Origin of the sequence: Paenibacillus sp. JGP012, from assembly GCF_014203995.1 — a bacterium.
Lineage (GTDB): Bacteria > Bacillota > Bacilli > Paenibacillales > Paenibacillaceae > Paenibacillus > Paenibacillus silvae.
In genome coordinates this window covers 111,947-131,023 of the sequence record NZ_JACHKG010000017.1, presented here as the reverse complement: position 1 = coordinate 131,023, position 19,077 = coordinate 111,947, and the positions used below count along the sequence as shown (strand labels likewise).

Annotated in this window: 18 protein-coding genes; 14 read left to right on the top strand and 4 right to left on the bottom strand. The window is 47.8% G+C overall.

From position 1 onward, the window contains the following. Positions 1–278: 278 nt before the first annotated feature. Positions 279–1,079: a lipid II flippase Amj family protein gene (locus HNR77_RS19710; RefSeq protein WP_184187983.1), complete on the top strand. Its 801-nt coding sequence runs from the start codon at positions 279–281 to the stop codon at positions 1,077–1,079. An 89-nt stretch (positions 1,080–1,168) separates the two neighbouring features. Here the strand turns inward: HNR77_RS19710 and msrA are convergent, their stop codons facing one another. Beyond that, entirely contained in the window at positions 1,169–2,131 is a 963-nt protein-coding gene (gene msrA, locus HNR77_RS19705) for a peptide-methionine (S)-S-oxide reductase MsrA (protein WP_184187980.1), read from the bottom strand. 255 nt (positions 2,132–2,386) lie between these two features. After that, positions 2,387–2,998 carry a TVP38/TMEM64 family protein gene (locus HNR77_RS19700; RefSeq protein WP_184187978.1) on the bottom strand — a complete coding sequence of 204 codons (612 nt, stop codon included), beginning with the start codon at positions 2,996–2,998 and terminating at the stop codon, positions 2,387–2,389. A gap of 77 nt (positions 2,999–3,075) precedes the next feature. Here HNR77_RS19700 and HNR77_RS30380 point away from each other — a divergent pair, with 77 nt between their 5' ends. The 3 genes from HNR77_RS30380 to HNR77_RS19690 all read left to right on the top strand — a co-directional run bounded on the left by HNR77_RS30380 (position 3,076) and on the right by HNR77_RS19690 (position 4,588). Continuing rightward, the gene (locus HNR77_RS30380) at positions 3,076–3,210 is read left to right on the top strand and encodes a hypothetical protein (protein ID WP_260410694.1); all 135 of its coding nucleotides are present in this window, start codon (positions 3,076–3,078) and stop codon (positions 3,208–3,210) included. Positions 3,211–3,243: 33 nt separating this feature from the next. Further along, entirely contained in the window at positions 3,244–4,182 is a 939-nt protein-coding gene (locus HNR77_RS19695) for a Gfo/Idh/MocA family protein (RefSeq protein ID WP_184187975.1), read from the top strand. A gap of 91 nt (positions 4,183–4,273) precedes the next feature. Beyond that, positions 4,274–4,588, top strand: a complete 315-nt coding sequence (locus HNR77_RS19690) for a hypothetical protein (RefSeq protein ID WP_111271574.1) — start codon at positions 4,274–4,276, stop codon at positions 4,586–4,588. A gap of 21 nt (positions 4,589–4,609) precedes the next feature. On the opposite strand, the gene HNR77_RS19685 is transcribed toward HNR77_RS19690, so the two are convergent. Continuing rightward, entirely contained in the window at positions 4,610–5,428 is an 819-nt protein-coding gene (locus HNR77_RS19685; protein ID WP_184187972.1) for an AraC family transcriptional regulator, read from the bottom strand. Between the two features lie 195 nt (positions 5,429–5,623). Here HNR77_RS19685 and HNR77_RS19680 point away from each other — a divergent pair, with 195 nt between their 5' ends. The 6 genes from HNR77_RS19680 (at position 5,624) to HNR77_RS19655 (ending at position 11,043) form a co-directional block, all read left to right on the top strand. Then, positions 5,624–6,730 (top strand): Gfo/Idh/MocA family protein, encoded by a 1,107-nt coding sequence (locus HNR77_RS19680; RefSeq protein ID WP_184187969.1) that lies wholly within the window; start codon positions 5,624–5,626, stop codon positions 6,728–6,730. A 137-nt stretch (positions 6,731–6,867) separates the two neighbouring features. After that, complete coding sequence (locus tag HNR77_RS19675) at positions 6,868–7,836, top strand: sugar phosphate isomerase/epimerase family protein (RefSeq protein ID WP_111271571.1); 969 nt, start codon at positions 6,868–6,870, stop codon at positions 7,834–7,836. A gap of 24 nt (positions 7,837–7,860) precedes the next feature. Beyond that, positions 7,861–8,589, top strand: a complete 729-nt coding sequence (locus HNR77_RS19670) for a ThuA domain-containing protein (protein ID WP_184187966.1) — start codon at positions 7,861–7,863, stop codon at positions 8,587–8,589. Between the two features lie 324 nt (positions 8,590–8,913). Beyond that, complete coding sequence (locus tag HNR77_RS19665; protein ID WP_373288427.1) at positions 8,914–9,210, top strand: winged helix-turn-helix transcriptional regulator; 297 nt, start codon at positions 8,914–8,916, stop codon at positions 9,208–9,210. Between the two features lie 189 nt (positions 9,211–9,399). Beyond that, a complete protein-coding gene (locus HNR77_RS19660; protein ID WP_184187965.1) occupies positions 9,400–10,131 on the top strand; it encodes a hypothetical protein in 732 nt (243 codons plus the stop codon). Positions 10,132–10,326: 195 nt separating this feature from the next. Continuing rightward, positions 10,327–11,043, top strand: coding sequence for a hypothetical protein (locus HNR77_RS19655; protein ID WP_184187962.1), 717 nt, complete (start codon positions 10,327–10,329; stop codon positions 11,041–11,043). Positions 11,044–11,201: 158 nt separating this feature from the next. Here the strand turns inward: HNR77_RS19655 and HNR77_RS19650 are convergent, their stop codons facing one another. Next, positions 11,202–11,918 carry a Crp/Fnr family transcriptional regulator gene (locus tag HNR77_RS19650; RefSeq protein WP_111271567.1) on the bottom strand — a complete coding sequence of 239 codons (717 nt, stop codon included), beginning with the start codon at positions 11,916–11,918 and terminating at the stop codon, positions 11,202–11,204. Positions 11,919–12,355: 437 nt separating this feature from the next. Between HNR77_RS19650 and adhE the strand changes: the two genes are divergently transcribed. The 4 genes from adhE to pflA all read left to right on the top strand — a co-directional run bounded on the left by adhE (position 12,356) and on the right by pflA (position 18,980). Then, positions 12,356–14,968: a bifunctional acetaldehyde-CoA/alcohol dehydrogenase gene (gene adhE / locus HNR77_RS19645; protein WP_184187959.1), complete on the top strand. Its 2,613-nt coding sequence runs from the start codon at positions 12,356–12,358 to the stop codon at positions 14,966–14,968. 144 nt (positions 14,969–15,112) lie between these two features. After that, the gene (locus HNR77_RS19640; RefSeq protein WP_184187956.1) at positions 15,113–15,463 is read left to right on the top strand and encodes a hypothetical protein; all 351 of its coding nucleotides are present in this window, start codon (positions 15,113–15,115) and stop codon (positions 15,461–15,463) included. Positions 15,464–15,889: 426 nt separating this feature from the next. Continuing rightward, on the top strand, positions 15,890–18,148 hold the full coding sequence (gene pflB / locus HNR77_RS19635; RefSeq protein ID WP_184187954.1) for a formate C-acetyltransferase: 2,259 nt from the start codon (positions 15,890–15,892) through the stop codon (positions 18,146–18,148). A gap of 79 nt (positions 18,149–18,227) precedes the next feature. Next, positions 18,228–18,980, top strand: a complete 753-nt coding sequence (pflA, locus tag HNR77_RS19630; protein ID WP_184187952.1) for a pyruvate formate-lyase-activating protein — start codon at positions 18,228–18,230, stop codon at positions 18,978–18,980. Positions 18,981–19,077 lie beyond the last annotated feature (97 nt).

Genomic DNA, 19,077 nt, shown 5'->3' with positions numbered 1-19,077 from the left:
GTGTGTATCATTCTTACGGTGTGATTGGTTCTACTAAGCGGCCATAGAGCCATCTGTCCGTCTTTATGTACCTCCGCAACTTGGAATACAAACGCCGCAGCAGCAGAAAGACAAAGGCAGCTGGGCTTGATTCGTGAATAGTCAACGGGACCGGGACAAAGGTTAGATGGTTACAGTCTTGTTCTATACTTTTAAGAGTGCAAGGGGTATAATACGTCAAGTCAAAGATTCATGGGATATATCTATCAAAAGAACCAAAATAAAGGAGTACATACATGATGTTGAGTATAAGTCTTGCTCTCCCCATGCTGTTTACGATGCTGATTCATGCTGCTGACAGTTTGTCATATGCGCTCCGACTTGGGGGCCTGCGTACTCGCAGAATTGCTCTGGCGATATCACTCGCAGGCATTTTGCTTCTCGTATCTCGCACTTCGAATATGGCGCAGGGTCCTATGATTGGCAGTCTGGTGGATACGGCGGCTCGTGGAGCCAATCCGCACTTTGCAACGCAGCTTCATTGGTTAATGGGGGCGGCGACTATCGGAACAGCAATCGCCATATTTTGTTTTCCAACCATGGTCAAGCTCTCATCCAGAATGGTTGTGCATTTCGAAGCCGCTGGTTCGATTCCTGGCATGGTACGAAATCTGCTGAAGCGCAGCAAGCTTCGCAATGCCGCATATTATATCACGCCACCCTCCTTGCAGATGGCTAAACGTCTGGTACAGCACGGGATGCCAAGACGTTTAATGCTGCTCAATGTAGCGGTGACCGCCATCTACACCACGGGTGTGTTATCCAGCCTGTATGCTGCGTATCTGTATCCAGCGCAGGCTGTAGCTGCCTCCCAATCGACCGGACTGATTAATGGCATGGCCACTATATTGCTCACCATCCTTATTGATCCGAGAATATCGCTGCTCAGTGACAGATCACTTCGCGGGGAGATTCGGCTGGATCGCATGAACCAGATTTATGGCTGTATGCTGATTTCACGCCTTTTTGGCACAATGGTGGCTCAGGTTCTTCTGATTCCTCTGGCTTACTGGATTGGCTGGATTGTCAGTATGATGTGAAGCTCATATCATCACAGTTAGTCGTCAGGACAAAATCAAAAAAGAGCAGCGGAATCATTCCGCTGCTCTTTTAGCATTACTGCGTAGATTTATTCAAACAGAACACGATACTCGCCGTAGCCTTCTTTTTGCAAATCCTCTTTCGGTACAAAACGAAGTGCCGCGGAATTAATGCAATAACGCAACCCGCCTGCTTCCGTAGGGCCATCCGGAAAAACGTGTCCGAGGTGGGAATCACCTTCACGGCTGCGGACTTCGGTACGGATCATAAAGTGGCTGAGATCCGTTTTTTCCTTCACATTATAATCCCGGAGCGGACGTGTGAAACTTGGCCAGCCGCATCCTGAATCGTATTTATCCGTGGAACTGAACAGCGGCTCTCCTGATACGATATCGACATAGATACCATCCCCGTGGTGATCCCAGAATTCGTTATGGAACGCGGGTTCAGTCGCGTTGTTCTGAGTCACTTCATATTGCAGCGGTGTCAGACGCTCCTTCAGACCGCTTTTATCCACTTTGCCCGACCAGTTACGCTCGATAAAGTCCTGACGGCCTGAGCCTTTGCTGTAACGTTTGTAATGGGCTGGATTTTTACGGTGATAGTTCTGGTGATGCTCCTCTGCTTCGTAGAACGTTTTGGCGGGCAGAATCGGTGTGAAGATGGGCTTGTCAAAACGTCCGCTCTGCTCCAGTGCAGCTTTGGAAGCTTCAGCGATCTTGCGCTGTTCCTCACTGTGATAGAAGATGGCCGTCTGATAGGATGATCCGCGGTCATGGAACTGGCCGCCTGCGTCTGTCGGATCAATCTGCTGCCAGAACAGCTCAACCAGTTTTTCATATGGGAAAATGGCAGGATCAAACGTAATCTGTACCGCCTCCACATGACCTGTCGTCTCCGAGCATACCTCTTCATAAGTCGGGTTCTCGGTATGTCCACCTGTATAGCCCGAAACGATCTTATGAATACCGGGCAGTTCCTCAAAAGGGGATACCATACACCAGAAGCATCCACCTGCAAATGTTGCTTTTTCTAATGATTGTTGTTCCACGCTATACTCACTCCATTTCTGACGAAGATGCGGTGCTCGTCACCTGAACTGAACTGCTAAGCTGCTCGATAAAGGTTGATCACCTGGCGATCAGTCATACGCACTCTGTTCAGGTGCTGCCACCAGCCATCCCGTTTTATTTTAAATTTTTAAATATAATATTGGGCCTACACTTCTATTATATCCCGAATGGTCAAGTCAACCAAGCAGGACGAGAGGCAAGTAGGAATCAGACTTGTTGATTCCATCCCATGATCAGGCCTTCTTACGTGATCTGTAGCGAAACAGCAATAGAACCATGGCCATAAGCACCATATATCCAGCCAGAATGGCGAGACTGAGCCAGATCGAGGAGCCAGCTTGTGCACCTGCGTAGGCGAAAACGAAAATAGCAGGCATTTTGCCAATCGCGGTCGCCGCCATGAACACCCAGAAGGGCGTAAAGGTGATGCCTGCATAGATGTTAACAGCCATTTGCGGTACGACAGGCAGCAGTCGCATCGACATCACGCCCATGAAGGGGTGCGCCTCCATCCAGACTGTAAAACGATTCAAGCCGCGAATGCGCTCCAGATAACCCCGGGCCTGCTGCCTGAACACAGTTCTTGCGCCTGCGTAGACCAGCATTGCTGCCAATGTTGTGCCAAGCCAGCAAATCCATGCTGCCATGGTCATGCCGTAGCTGTATCCAAATGCAATAATAATGACTTTGTACGGAATCACAGGCACGAGAGCAAACAAGGTTGCCAAGGCTAATAAAAGCGGAATGGACTGATGAACCTCTGTCCACGCCAGCAGTTCATATCTGTAAATAAACGTGACTCCGGCAAGTAAAACATACAGGAGGAGCCATAACCATTTTCGCAAAAGCCAAACGCTCCTTTCTGTTCAGACTGATCGGTGAGATAAAGCAGCGTCCAGTCTGCTGTATAACTTAGTTTACCATGCCGAGACGTTTCATGAACAATGCTGCAATCACTGAAAAGCGACTAGGCGGCTTGTTGGCAAGAGGTGTACAGAAAGGTTACACTATAGAACATGGATCGTTACTGGCTGGACTTGTGACTGAGGAAGGCTGACAAGCGAATTAAGCTGAAGGTGGAATGCTCATCATGGAAACAATCAAGCGTACCCGAATTGCCATCATCGGACTCGGAGGAATCGCACGTAAAGTATATTTGCCGTTACTCACCGCTCATCCGGGTGTTGAGGTTGTTGGCATCATGAATCGCTCATCGGAGCCGGTAAAGGAACTGCAGCGAACGTACCGGATTGAGCAGGGAACAACCGATCTGAAAGAGCTGTTATCCTGGGATCTGGATGCGGTGTTTGTACATACAGCAACGGAAGCGCATTTCGAAATTGTGATGTCGTGTCTGGAACGGGGGCTGGCGGTATACGTAGACAAGCCGTTATCCTATACCATTAGAGAATCGGAAGAGATGACTGCATTTGCGGAGGCACAGGGATTGCTGCTCGCCGTTGGATTCAACCGCAGATTTGCACCCATGTATCAGAAGGCAAAAGAGTGGATGCAAGGGGGAGCCGGTGTTGAAACACTAACCCTGACAAAACATCGCACGGGCGTGCAGGATCTTCCTGCGGCAAAGACCATCTATGATGATCTCATTCATCTGCTGGATTTGATGTTATGGTACACCGATAATAATGCGGAGCTTTTGCACAAGTGGCTTCGTGTGGATGAGCAGGGCAGACTGCTGCACGCGGCTGGAACAGCCAAGCAAGGGAAGACTGCGCTCGCACACTTTGATATGATTCGCGCAGCAGGTGCTGATCTGGAGAAGATAGAGCTGCATGGCGGCGGAAGATCGGTGGAAGTGATTAATATGGATTCAGCTCATTATGCCGAGCAGGGTGGACTGGAATCCAGAGAAACGTTTGGCAGCTGGGATTCGGTGCTGGTGCGCAGAGGTTTTGCAGGTGCAGTTGATCATTTTCTTGCTTGTCTGGACACACCGGATGATTGTCTGATCAGTGCAAGCTATGTGATGGACAGCCATGAGCTGGCTGAGCGGCTAATCAAGGAATAACATAAATCGGATTCGGACTACGAATAAGATGCTCAAGAATTTATTTTTTCGATAAAGTAAATGGAGTTTAAGCGAAGGAGTGCAATACAGCATGGATGAATATCAAAAGGAACGCAGTAAACAGATCGAGGAAGCTGTGATCGAGAGCTACAAACAGGAAGAAGAGATGATGATTCTGGTCTTTGCCCAGTGGTGTGTGAATAACGGACTGGACCCGGAAGAGATGTATCGCCAGGCCTACCCGGAGCAACAGAGCAACGAGCGTTTGCAGCAGGTGCAGAAACTGATTGTATCCAAAGAAGAGGCTGGAGATATTCCAGATGATACCGTGCTGGGTGTGCTGTCCATGTTTGGCAATGATGACCTCGCCATGGTGGTGTCCGAGGCCATCGCCGCGCGAAAATAAGCTGCATTACCCCATAGATCGCTACATCTGTTCCCGGTGAATCAGCCGGAACTCCTTCGGTGCCATGCCGAACCGGGAACGGAATACGCGGTGGAAGTATGTATAGTTGTTGAAACCGGAGGATTCAGCGACCTGTTCGAGGGTCATAGGGCTGAAAATAATTCGTTCTCTTGCCATATTCAGCCGCACATCCAGCGTATACTGCATAATGCTTTTGCCAAACGTCTCTTTGAAAATGTGCACACCTCGCGACACGCTGATTCCCAGATGGGTTGCTACATCGCTCAGCTTGAACAACGAAGAGGCGTTCTCCTCGATATAATTTTTTATTTCATAGGCTACATGATTGGTCTTGGTATTGGTCGGATGCTCCGAGAGCAAGCGGTCCACCTCAAGACACAAAATCCGCATATAATAGCTCGAAATCTCGGGATAAGGATTGGACAGGCGGCGCTGCTCCAGAATTAGCTGTCTGAACAGGGTTAACAGGCTCTCGGACAATTCAACCTTGATCCGGGTTGGCCGTTTATGGCGTTTCCACCACTCATCCACCCAGGAACCATTGAAGAAGATATGATAGTCCCCACTCTCCACAAGTCGCTCCCCCATCGGGTTATACTCGTTATCTATTCGCAGCTCATAAGGCTCATCCGGGTCAAAAAGAAGCAGGTCTCCCGCGTCCACCATGGACATGGAGCCGTCAATACGAGCACGGCAGCGTCCATCCGTTTGCAGACGCATCAAATAATTTTTCACTCCGTCCAGCTGTACCATGCTGTAGGGCTTGCGATGAAATGAAAAGCCAGCTGTAAGAACCTGGCAGGAAAAGTCTGTTGGCATAAGTCTACTCCTTGTGTGATTGCAAAAATTATGACCAGATAGTTCATGTTTCAATCATATTATTCATTTTAATTGAAGCGCAAACAGAATACCATAGATATAGAGTTGAGCAGCAATAATGATCCACAGTGCCAACAAGCATTTCAAACAGCTGAACATGCATTCTCACATGTGCGTAAGGAGATGAACATCGTTGTGGAGAAAATGAAAGCAGGCATCATCGGGTGTGGTAACATTAGTGCCATCTACCTGGAGAATCTCAAAACAAACCCATATATCGAGGTTGTGGCGGTCGCTGACCTGATTCGTGAGCGTGCTCAGGAGCGGGCAGATGAATTTAATATCGCAAACGTTTACAATGTAGATGAGTTGTTACAAAATAATGAGATTGAACTTGTGCTGAACCTTACGGTTCCTGGCAGTCATGCCATCACGGATCTGGCTGCACTTGAAGCAGGCAAACATGTCTATGCCGAGAAACCACTGGCCATTTCGCTGGAGGATGGACGCAAAGTGATTGAGCTTGCCGAGGAAAAGGGATTATATGTTGGCTCAGCGCCGGATACGTTCCTAGGCTCTGGCATTCAAACCGCTCGTAAAGCGATAGAAGAAGGTCTGATTGGCAAGCCGATTGCCGCAACTTCCTTCTTTATGGGCGGAGGGCCGGAGGCCTGGCATCCTGATCCCGAGTTTTTCTATGTGGCAGGAGGCGGGCCGATGTTTGACATGGGACCGTATTATTTGACGGCTCTCATCACTTTGCTAGGTCCGATTCGCCGGATCAGTGCATCTGCAGGCATTCAGATTGCGGATCGCAAAATCGGTTCAGGTCCGAAGGAAGGAACGGCGCTTCGCGTAGAAACACCGACCCATCTGGCTGGAACGATTGATTTTGCCGATGGAGCCATCGTGACGATGATTACGAGCTTTGATATCCGCGGGGCTTCTGATCTGCCGCGTATCGAAATTTACGGTACCGAAGGCACGCTTAGTGTGCCGGACCCTAACTTCTTTAATGGCGAAGTGAAGATTCGCCGTTATGGTCAAGACGTCTGGGAAACGGTGAAACCGGCATTCGAAAGCGGGCATAACGAGCGCGGCATCGGCGTGACCGAGATGGTACAGTCGATCTGGGCGGGACGCGAGCACAAGGCAAGCGGCAAGCTGGCGTATCATGTGCTTGAGGCCATGCATGCCTTCCAGCGTTCTTCTCTTGAAGGCAAGCACATTCATCTGGAGAGCACCTATGACAGCGTTGTAACAACCGACCCTTCCGAAAATAAAACGGTAGAATCGCATTAAATTTTCGGATAGAATTCTGCTTGTTTTTCCACAATAACTAAACAAGCAGAAGAACGGAACGAGCTAAACACAGCAATCATACGTAACAAGCAAAACACAGTAAACATAAAACATCTAAATTCTGGGAGGAATCGCACTTGAAACTCGGCGTATTTTTGGTACTTTTCGGTGGACGTAAATTAGAGGATGCACTTGATTTTGTAGCTTCAAAAGGACTCAAAGCAGTAGAGATCGGAACAGGCGGACATCCGGGGAATGCTCACTGTAAGCCTGATGAATTGCTGAGCAACCCCCAAGCTCTGAAAAACTTCAAAAATGCAGTGGAATCCCGCGGCCTAACCATCAGCGCGCTCAGCTGCCATGGTAACCCGCTGCATCCGCAGAAGGACATTGCCAAAGGTTTTCACGATGACTTTGTAAAATCGGTCGAGCTGGCTGAGAAGCTGGAAGTGCCTGTTGTCAATACATTCTCCGGCTGCCCTGGTGACCATGAAGATGCGAAATATCCGAACTGGCCTGTTGCGCCTTGGCCGAATGATTTCCAGGAAGTGCTGAAATGGCAGTGGGAAAACAAAGTCATTCCTTACTGGACCGAGTGGGGGAAATTCGCTGCGGATCGCAACGTAAAAGTAGGTCTGGAGCTGCATGGAGGCTTCTCGGTGCATACACCAGCAACGTTGTTAAGATTGCGTGAAGCAGCAGGTGAAGTCATTGGTGCCAACCTTGACCCAAGCCATATGTGGTGGCAAGGCATTGATCCGGTGCAGGCGATTCACATTCTGGGTCGTGAAAATGCAATCCATCACTTCCATGCCAAGGATACAACGATTGATCCGGTGAACGTGAACAAACACGGCGTAACGGACATGCAGGACTACACCAACATGCTGGATCGTGCGTGGCAGTTCCGCTCCGTGGGTTACGGACATGATAACAAAACGTGGGCTGATATTATGAGTGCCCTGCGTCTGGTTGGTTATGATTATGTTGTAAGTATTGAACATGAAGACGGTCTGATGTCAGTAGAAGAAGGCTTCTCTAAAGCCGTACAAAATCTCCAGCAAGTATTGATCGAAGAGCCGCTGGGCGATATGTGGTGGGTTTAGAGCTACACTAGGGGGAAATTAAATATGATCAACGTCACCATTTGGAATGAATTTGTCCATGAGAAAATCCATGATGAAGTAAAAGAAGTTTATCCGGACGGTCTGCACCGTGCACTTGCTGACGGACTTGGCGGTGAAGGATTTGCGATACGTACAGCTACTCTGGATCAGCCCGAACACGGTCTGAGTGATGAAGTGCTGGATTCCACAGATGTGTTGATATGGTGGGGACATATGGCACATGATCGCGTGAGTGATGAGATTGTACAGAAGGTTACACAGCGTGTATTGAGCGGTATGGGTATGATCGTGCTGCATTCCGGGCATTTTTCCAAACCCTTCAAGGCGCTGATGGGAACAAGCTGTGATCTCAAGTGGCGTGTAGCAGATGAGCAGGAGATTGTATGGTGTGTCAATCCGTCGCACCCGATTGCTGAAGGCATCGAGGGCAAGATTGTTTTGGAAAAAGAAGAAATGTACGGTGAGTTCTTCGATATTCCCGTGCCGGATGAGCTGATATTTGTCAGCAACTTTCAAGGTGGAGAGGTGTTCCGAAGCGGATGCACATTCCGCCGCGGTGAAGGTAAAATCTTTTATTTCCGTCCAGGCCACGAGACATACCCGACCTATTACCATCCGGAGATTTTAAAAGTGATCAGCAACGCTGTAAAGTGGGCTTATCCGGCCCGCAGCTTCAAACCGCAATATGGCAAGAGTGAACCTGCAAGACCAATTGGTGGCGTGCTGGTCTAAGCCGCAGCAGTTTTATCCATGGACGATTTTCATAAAATGACTGAAATAGCTCAAGAGCCCTTCTCCCGGTTGCAGAACTGTGGCAGAAGGGCTTTTTTTGGGTATTATAATTATAATGGTTGTTAAACGATTTTTTCCATGGTTACCTGACGCTACGTGTTGTATACTGTAGGTGTTAGTTCGAAGTCTCGCTTCTAAAATTTGAAGTTTTTTGAGGCAGGCGTTTTCTTTACAGTTTAAATATGTTATTATGAAATATACTAACAAAATGTAAGCAGATTGATCTCTAAAGAGGTGATGAAAGTGGAAGATCAAGATTTGCGGATGTGTCCGCGTTTTGAAACGGCGTTTTCTTTTTTGGGCAAACGCTGGAACGGTTTGATTATCCAGACATTAATGAGTGGTTCAAAGCGATTTAAGGACATCTCCAATCTGATTCCGTCCATGAGTGACAAGATGTTGTCTGAACGGATGAAAGACCTGGAGAGCGAAGGTATTCTGGTACGCCATGTGTATCCTGAAACACCTGTGAGAATTGAATATGAGCTGACCGAGAAGGGCAAAGCCTTACAGCCTGTAATGAATCAGATTCAAGACTGGGCAGAGCATTGGGTTGAGTAAACCCGAGGTGTGCGGCCTGAAGCAAACAAAAACAAAAACTCCTTGATTTCCTTGGAATCAGGAGTTTTTTGTCTTCTGAAACCGGTTGGAACGTGCTTTTTCTTGCGCCCTGTGCACATGTTGTCATGAGATGTAGTATAATCTATAGAAAATGGCCGCAGGCGGCCGGAGCGAAGGAGGCCACTTGTCATGAGAGAAGAAAGCTTATCCCGTGAAATACGCTACGGCAAACAAGATATTGCGGAACTTGAGAGCGCATCCATTCAGGTTCATCTCATTTATCAGAAAACGGCGGAACTGTTCAGGCGCACAGCCAATTCACATGAGGACCAGGATAACCCCCCTCAAGCCGAAGATCATATGATCGACTTTACTGGCTTGGTGTCGTCTCCGGCAGTGCTGCAAAAGTGGATTCAGGCGCCTGGCGGCTGGAAATGTATCGGTTGTGAGCTGAGGGTACCGGATGAGAAGAGCGCTCATGAAAAACAACAACTTCTTAGCGATCGGCTCTATATGAAGGCAGCGAATGGTAAACGGGTGCAGATCGAGATGCTGATTCAGGCAGTCGTCTGGTCACAATATGAAAAAATTCGAATGCTGGCCCCATGGCTGGGTGACGAGCCATTCTATACAACGGAGGAACTGGATGTTATCGCACGTTATATCGTGCCCACCTACTTCTCGGATCGCCCGTTTAATGAGCAGGGGAAGCTGTTCAAAATTCATCAGCCCTACGGATATATTCCGCTTTATCAGGAATACGTGGATGCTCCTTCCTGCTGTGTGCAGGTTGATGGTGAGCTTCTGGAAGGCCGTTTGTTAACAGGTGTATTTGTATCCGAGACTCAAACTTTTGGACTCAATCCTTATCTGAAGGATGGGGACGGAGGCCGAACATATATGCAAGCTTTTGTACAATAGTCAGTCTTGTCCAAAGCCGGACAAACGCTGGTATAGAGGGCCCTTATCGCAGGGGCCTTTTTTGATTTGTCTGTTACAGGAGAAGGCTGCCTGATAAAAGTAACGGCTTTGATACTGTTTTTTATGAAGGAATGTGCCATAATAGAGGTTATGGACAACAGGGTGAATGATTTTACGCAGGGTGGTGTTACCTACATGATGAAGACAATTCCCGGTTACATAGGTCTATGTTTGCTTATACTCGCCGTTCTAACGGGCTGTACCCGAGAGCCGCAGCCAGCAGAGCAGCCGGTTGTCTCGGAAAAGGATTCGGCCAATACAATTACAGTTTCGATTGATGGCAGTACGTTTTTACCTGATGCGACCAAGTCCATCAAACGTGATTTCAGTCAAGGTCTGACGCTCAAAAAAGCACTGCTGAACAGCGGGCTGGTTGATTTTACGGCAGACGGCAAACGGATCCAATCCGTTGGTGAGGTTTCGCTGGATTCTTCCTTGACCTGGGCAGTGAAGCTGAATGGCAAGGACATTGAACAGGAAAACTGGGATATCGAGCTTCATGCCAAAGATGAGGTTACTATATATGTCAAAGCTGCTGATCGTGGTGGGGATGGAGTCGCATATCAGACAACCCTGCTGAAAGTGAGTGGCGGCAGCATCAAGCCAAGTCTGAAACGGCAATATGCCGGCATTTATGTACAGGAGTGCACGGTTCGTGACGTATTAAAATCGAGTGGTGTTGTGCGTATGTCGGAAAATAACAAATTTGTTGTTGCCGTAGAAAATGTTATCCCTGGTATGAATGAGCGCTGGGTTATTATGGTGAATGACAAGGAGCTAATGGAGAACGGTCTGGATATGAAATTAAGTCCGCGGGATGCGATAAAGCTCGAACTGGCCAAAGTTTCCTGAATGAGCCTGACATATAGAATGAAGCAGGAAAAGCCCAACGGTTTTAACCAGGTTGGGCTTTTTCTTGTGTAATTAAGCATTAAGCATTAAGCATTGAGTATGACAACCAATTTTGCCGAAACGCTTCGGTGAATTGCTTGATTACTTGATTTTTCGCATCAGATGCGGCAAATTTCATTCGGACACAGTTCGCAATGACAGATGCCCTGCAGCATTTTCAAGTCTTTAATGACAATCATGCCGTTGTCATATTCGAGCGCGTCTTTTTTACGAAGATCGCTGAGCATGCGGTTTACACTTTCACGGGTAGCACCAATCATATTGGACAGGTCCGTGTGCGTAATTTTTTTATGAATAATCACATGATCCCCATGCGCTTCCCCATAGGAATTCGACAGCCGGATCAGCGTAGAGCAGAGGGCCCCGGGTTTTCCGTATAACATCAGATCACGGAATTTGGTTTGCGTCAGACGGTGGTGAATGCCCATCCATTTCATAAAATCAATGGCAAAGTCACAATGCTGGCAGATCAGCATTTCCAGGTCCTTGTGCTCCAGCACACCAATCTCGCTGTCCTCCAGCACTTCTGCCGAAAAGCTGTGTCTGGAACCAAAGAAGGGATCGGCCTGCCCGATCATATCACCAGTCTGATACATATACATGATCAGTTCCTTGCCTTCGTCGGTGGATTTGGTAATCTGGGCACGCCCCCGTTTCATATAATAAAGCTTGTCGGAGACGTCACCTTCCCAGTAGAGGTGTGTTCCTTCCGGGTAAGTACGGTCCTTCATTGTGACGAGCAGATGATTAAAATTGACTTCCGAGAAACAGCTGGTGTTACCGCGTTTTTCCAGTACGTTTGTTAAATCTCCCATACGTTGCTCTCCCCTTTGTATCCATCGACGGCTATCCTTTAATAAAAACAGCCCCGTGGTTTGCCGCAAGCTGTGCCATCCTGATCTGGTCATCTCGGCCGTGTGGAGGTACGGTACAAATTGCGGTGGTTCAATTTTTAAGTTCAGTATATACCTAATCCTGGGGTTTGAGGGGCATGGAAAGCCTGTAAAAATGGCGAAATTTCAAACATTGTGATTAAATTCACTTTCAAAAGGGAAGTATGAGTCTGACAGCACTATATTTAAAATAGGAAGCAAAATAACAGGGGAAGAGGGCTTGCCGAAGGCTGTTAAAAACTTAAATAAAATTTGTTATACTTTGTGAAAAAAATCACATATTTATTCTTTTACGCATGGTACGATGTGCATGTAAAGAAGAGAGACAAACAATACGAACCTTTAGGAGGATGAGGGAGATGGCTGTGAAGAATGAGGTCGCCCCAGTAAAAGAACCGACAGCAGGTCAGTATATTCAAACGTTAATCGACAAAGCAAACAAAGCACATGCAGCATTCATGTCCATGGATCAGGAACAAATTGACCGGATTGTGCAGGCGATGGCGCTTGCGGGACTGGATAAACATATGCTGCTCGCCAAAATGGCCGTTGAGGAAACAGGCCGCGGTGTTTATGAAGATAAAATCACTAAAAATATTTTTGCAACTGAATACATCTATAATAGCATTAAATACGAAAAAACAGTAGGTGTCATTGAGGATAACGAGTACGACAGCTTTCAGAAAATTGCGGAGCCCGTTGGCATCATTATGGGGATTACGCCAGTAACCAATCCGACGTCAACCACGATGTTCAAAGCATTGATTGCGATCAAAACACGTAACCCGATCATCTTTGGTTTCCACCCATCTGCACAGAACTGCAGCCGCGAGGCGGCAAAAATCTTGCTAGAAGCTGCTGTGAAGCACGGTGCTCCGGCTGGCTGTATCCAGTGGATCGACGATCCATCCATGGATCGCACCAACGCACTCATGAATCACAATGATGTAGCGCTCATCCTGGCAACAGGTGGATCAGGAATGGTTCGAGCAGCGTACAGCTGTGGTAAACCTGCACTCGGCGTAGGACCTGGTAACGTACCATGCTTTATTGAGAAAAGTGCAGATATCAATCAGGCGGTAACGGATTTGATTTTGTCGAAATCTTTCGATAACGGTATGATCTGTGCATCTGAACAAGCGGTAATCATTGAAGAGCCGATCTTTGATCAAGTGAAAAAGAAAATGATTGCGAACGGCTGTTACTTCGTCAACAAGGATGAAGCGGCCAAATTGACAGCAGGTGCAATCAACGCAGAGAAATGTGCGGTTAATCCGGCAATTGTAGGTCAGTCCGCTGTGAACATTGCAAAAATGTGCGGAATTGAAGTACCGGCAGGTACTAAAATTCTGGTAGCCGAGATTGAAGGCGTGGGTACAAAATTCCCGTTATCTGCAGAGAAATTGAGTCCGGTGCTCGCTTGTTACAAAGTAAAAACAGCAAAAGACGGGATCGAGCGTGCAGCAGAAGTGGTAGCGTTTGGTGGTATGGGTCACTCCTCCGTTATTCACTCGAACAATGAAGAAGTAATCAACCAATTTGCAGATCGCCTGCAAACAGGACGGATTATCGTGAACTCCCCATCCACACACGGCGCGATCGGTGATATCTACAATACCAATATGCCATCATTGACTCTTGGATGCGGCTCGTATGGACGTAACTCAACTTCTTCGAACGTTACAGCTGTGAACTTAATCAACGTGAAAAGGGTGGCTCGCCGTACCGTGAATATGCAATGGTTCAAAGTACCGAACAAAGTCTACTTCGAAAAAGGCGCAACACAATATCTTGCCAAAATGCCGGATATTACTCGCGTAGCAATCATTACCGATGCCATGATGGTCAAACTTGGTTATGTGGAAAAAGTAGAGCACTATCTGCGTCAGCGTCAAACACCGGTTGCCATCGAAGTATTCTCTGAAGTTGAGCCAGATCCATCCACAACAACAGTAGATCGTGGTAAAGCGATGATGGATCGCTTCCAGCCTGACTGCATTATTGCACTCGGCGGCGGATCACCAATGGATGCTGCCAAAGCGATGTGGCTGTTCTATGAATATCCGGATACAGACTTCAACAACCTGAAACAAAAATTTATGGATATCCGCAAACGGATCTACAAATATCCTAAACTCGGCATCAAAGCAAAATTTGTTGCGATCCCGACCACATCAGGTACAGGTTCTGAAGTTACATCGTTCGCAGTAATCACAGATAAAGAGCAAGGCAATACCAAATATCCGCTGGCTGACTATGAGCTGACACCGGACGTAGCGATTGTGGACCCGGAATTCGTATACAGCTTGCCAAAAACAGCAGTAGCTGATACAGGGATGGACGTCCTGACTCACGCCATCGAAGCTTATGTATCCGTAATGGCGAATGATTACACAGACGGCCTGGCCATCAAAGCAATTCAACTGGTGTTCCAATATCTGGAGCAATCGGCACTGCAAGGGGATAAACTGGCTCGCGAAAAAATGCATAATGCTTCGACCATTGCCGGTATGGCCTTTGCCAACGCATTCTTGGGAATTAACCACAGCTTGGCGCACAAATGGGGCGGTCAGTACCACACTGCACACGGTCGTACAAATGCAATTCTGATGCCACACGTGATTCGCTACAATGCAAAAAAACCGACGAAATTTGCATCGTTCCCGAAATATTCGCACTTTGTAGCTGACGAGCGTTACGCTGAAATCGCACGTATTCTCGGATTGCCGGCTCGCACAACTGAAGAGGGCGTAAACAGCCTGATCAAAGCGATTCGTGATCTGAACAAAAAACTGGGCATTGAGGAATCATTCCAGGAAATCGGATTTGACGCCAAAGACTTCGAAGCACATGTTGACTATCTGGCAGATCGTGCATTCGAAGACCAGTGTACAACAGCGAATCCAAAACTGCCGCTGGTGACTGAGCTGGCTGATGTATACCGCAACGCATTCTATGGCAAGTTTGAATAACAAGCAGCATAAATAACATCAACCACGAAGGTTGAGGCAATTGCACAGGGTTCCCCAGGCTGGGGAGCCCCGATTGCCGTATCGTCGCCAAAGGATTAGAGAAGCAGGAAAGGAGGTGGGAAAGGGGAGATAACCCCACAAGAGATGGGCAGAAAAACGGAGAGGCGAGCGTCCGTTTTTCAGGAACGTTCAGTCGAGGCCCGCACGAAGACAGCACGCGCAGCGTACCAGGCAAGCAAATCAAAAGAGATGGGCAGAAAAATGGAGAAGCAGAGCGCCCGTTTTTCAGGAGCGTCCAGTCGCGGGCCCGCACGAAGACAGCACGCGCAGCGCACCAACGAAAGCAGACCAAAAGAGATGGGCAGAAAAACGGAGAGGCAGAGCGCCCGTTTTTCAGGAACCTCCGAAAAGTCCTTGGTTGCTCTGAGCGTAGCGGAGCAACCACTCCCCAAAGGGAAGAGGAACGACGAGGGGAGGTGGCTGTTTGCACAATAGAGGTTCGCACGTTAACGGAGCGGGCAGGACAAACTGGAGAAGCGGAGCGTTCGCCTTTATCCCCGGATTTTCACTTTGGAAAAAGTGAATCGAAAAAATCCGGGGATAACAGCGATCGGAAGTTGTGCTGCCCGCGGAGTGGCCTAGTGTGAACTCAACTCCAACCTATGTGCAATGAAGACAACGCCCAGCCAGAGTGACGTATATTGCTGGCTTTGTGACAAAAATCACAGATGGTGAAAGCACCAAGACGTATACTGAAAATGTAAGAAAAACATTCATTCCGCGGTTCCGGTTCCCAACTAGAGAGAACGTGTTCCGGCTCATGTGAAACAATTCACATCAATCGCGGATCTGGACATCTGATGATACGTGTACTGCAGCAATGTGATGTGTCCAGAAATCCAAAAAAGCGGAGGGATTAAGATGTCGGTGATCGAAAAAGATGTCAAACAACAAACAGGCTGGAGAAACTTTACTAAAGGAACTTGGACCAAGACCGTAGATGTGAATGATTTTCTGGTGCACAACCTGTCTCCTTATTACGGGGATGAGTCTTTCCTCGCAGGCGCTACCCAGAATACCAAAGAATTGTGGGATATCGTATCCGATTTAACCAAAAAAGAACGGGACAATGGCGGAGTGCTTGATGTGGATGTGAATACCCCTTCAACCATCACTTCTCATCAACCGGGTTATCTGGATCAGTCCAAAGAGCAGATTGTCGGTGTGCAAACAGATGCACCATTCAAACGTTCCATTCAGCCATTCGGCGGAATTCGTATGATGATTGACGCATGTGAAGCATATGGTTTTGAAATGCCTCAAGCTGTCATTGATATATTTACAAACATTCGCAAAACGCATAACCAGGGTGTATTCGACGCTTACACTTCAGAGATGCGTGCAGCACGTAAAGCAGGGATCATTACAGGTCTGCCGGATGCATACGGCCGCGGCCGGATTATCGGTGACTATCGCCGGGTTGCTTTGTACGGGGTAGATTTCCTGATTCGTCACAAAAAAGGCGAGCTCAACGCACTTGAAGTAGATGTTATTGATGAAGATGTGATTCGCCTTCGCGAAGAATTGTCCGAACAGATTCGTGCATTGCAAGAACTGAAGCAACTGGGCGAAATGCACGGCTTCGATATTTCCTTGCCAGCGACAACAGCAAAAGAAGCATTCCAATGGTTGTATTTCGGTTACCTCGCAGCCATCAAAGAACAGAACGGTGCGGCGATGTCCCTTGGACGTGTGTCTTCTTTCCTGGATATCTACATTGAACGTGACCTGCAAGAAGGTGTGCTGACAGAAGAACAGGCTCAAGAGCTGGTTGACCACTTTGTTATGAAATTGCGGATTGTGAAATTCCTGCGCACACCGGATTACAACGAATTGTTCAGTGGTGACCCAACATGGGTAACCGAGTCCATCGGGGGAATGTCCGTTAATGGTGAAACACGCGTAACCAAAAACAGCTTCCGCTTCCTGCACACACTGCACAATCTGGGTCCAGCACCAGAGCCGAACCTGACCGTACTGTGGTCTACCAAACTGCCTGAAGCCTTCAAAGATTACTGCAGTAAAGTATCCATTGAAACCAGCTCCATTCAGTATGAGAATGATGATCTGATGCGTCCGATCTACGGTGACGATTATGGTATTGCATGCTGTGTATCCGCGATGAAGATCGGTAAACAAATGCAGTTCTTCGGTGCACGTGCCAACTTGGCCAAAGCTTTGCTGTACGCAATCAACGGTGGACGTGATGAAAAATCAGGAGCACAGGTTGGTCCAGAGTACCCTGCCATTACAAGTGAAGTGCTGGATTACAACGAAGTGATGAAACGCTTCAAACCGATGATGGAGTGGCTGGCTAAACTGTACATGAACACACTGAATGTGATCCACTACATGCATGATAAATACAGCTACGAACGGATCGAAATGGCACTCCATGACCGTGACATTTTGCGCACGATGGCTTGCGGTATTGCCGGACTCTCGGTTGCGGCCGACTCACTCAGTGCAATCAAATATGCCAAAGTTAAACCGATCCGCAACGAACAAGGCATCGCAATTGACTTTGAAATTGAAGGTGAATTCCCTTGCTACGGTAACAACGATGACAGTGTAGACAGCATTGCTGTTGAGTTGGTGGAAACCTTCATGGGTATGATTCGCAAACACAAAGCATATCGTAATGCAATGCCAACACAATCCGTACTGACCATTACTTCCAATGTGGTGTACGGTAAGAAAACAGGAACAACACCAGATGGACGTAAAGCAGGCGAACCGTTTGCACCAGGGGCAAACCCGATGCATGGTCGGGATAAAAAAGGTGCGCTGGCATCTCTTGGTTCTGTAGCGAAACTGCCTTATGAACACAGCCTGGACGGTATTTCCAACACCTTCTCCATCGTGCCAAAAGCACTGGGTAAAGAAGATGCAGCACGTAAATCCAATCTGACAGCAATGATGGATGGATACTTTGGTCAAAATGCGCATCACCTTAACGTAAACGTATTTGATCGTCAGCAGTTGATCGATGCAATGGATCATCCGGAAAATTATCCGCAACTGACCGTACGGGTATCCGGTTACGCAGTTAACTTCATTAAACTGACACGCGAGCAACAGCTCGATGTCATTAACCGTACATTCCACGGTTCGATGTAAGCCGACACTGTATACAGAGGTATTTTATCTTTAAAATAAAAACGCATGGCGGATGCGGGTACAGAAAGGAAGAGGCAGCATGGTTAAAGGACATATTCATTCACTCGAAACTTTCGGGACGGTTGACGGCCCTGGCATCCGCTTTGTGCTTTTTATGCAAGGATGCCTGCTCAAATGCCAATATTGTCATAATCCTGACACATGGGCACTGGATGGCGGGAAAGAGATGAGCTTGGAGGAGGTACTGGCCGAGATTGAGCCGTATCTGACTTATTACCGCAGCTCGGGCGGGGGACTTACCGTTTCTGGCGGTGAACCGACACTTCAGGCACACTTTGTTGCAGATGTGTTCAAAGAGGTTAAACGTCGATGGGGACTTCATACTACGCTGGACAGCAACGGCTTCAATGAACCGGATCGAATTCATGAGCTGCTGGACAACACAGACCTTGTATTGCTGGATTTGAAACATATTGATGATGAGAAGCATATCAAGCTGACGGGTAAATCGAATGAACGTACATTAAATACAGCAAGATGGCTATCTGAACATGGCAGGAAGATGTGGATCAGACATGTATATGTGCCTGGCATTCATGATCAGGAGCAGGACCTGCTGGACCTGGGACGTTTTATTGGTACACTGAACGGCGTGGAGAAGTTCGAAATTCTCCCTTATCATCAGATGGGAATATACAAATGGGAAGCACTGGGCAAGGTCTATCCGCTGGATGGCGTGCCTTCCCCTACGGAAGAAGAAGTGGAACGAGCATACCGCTTGATTGAGCAAGGGCGTGCGGAAACAGCAGGTGTAACTTGCTCAGGGAATTAAGCAGAACTTGTAATATTTATGGCTTGAACACATGCTACCAAGCAGTCTTTACGAACATCGTTTCGTGAGGGCTGCTTTTATTTGTGTGCTTATTTAT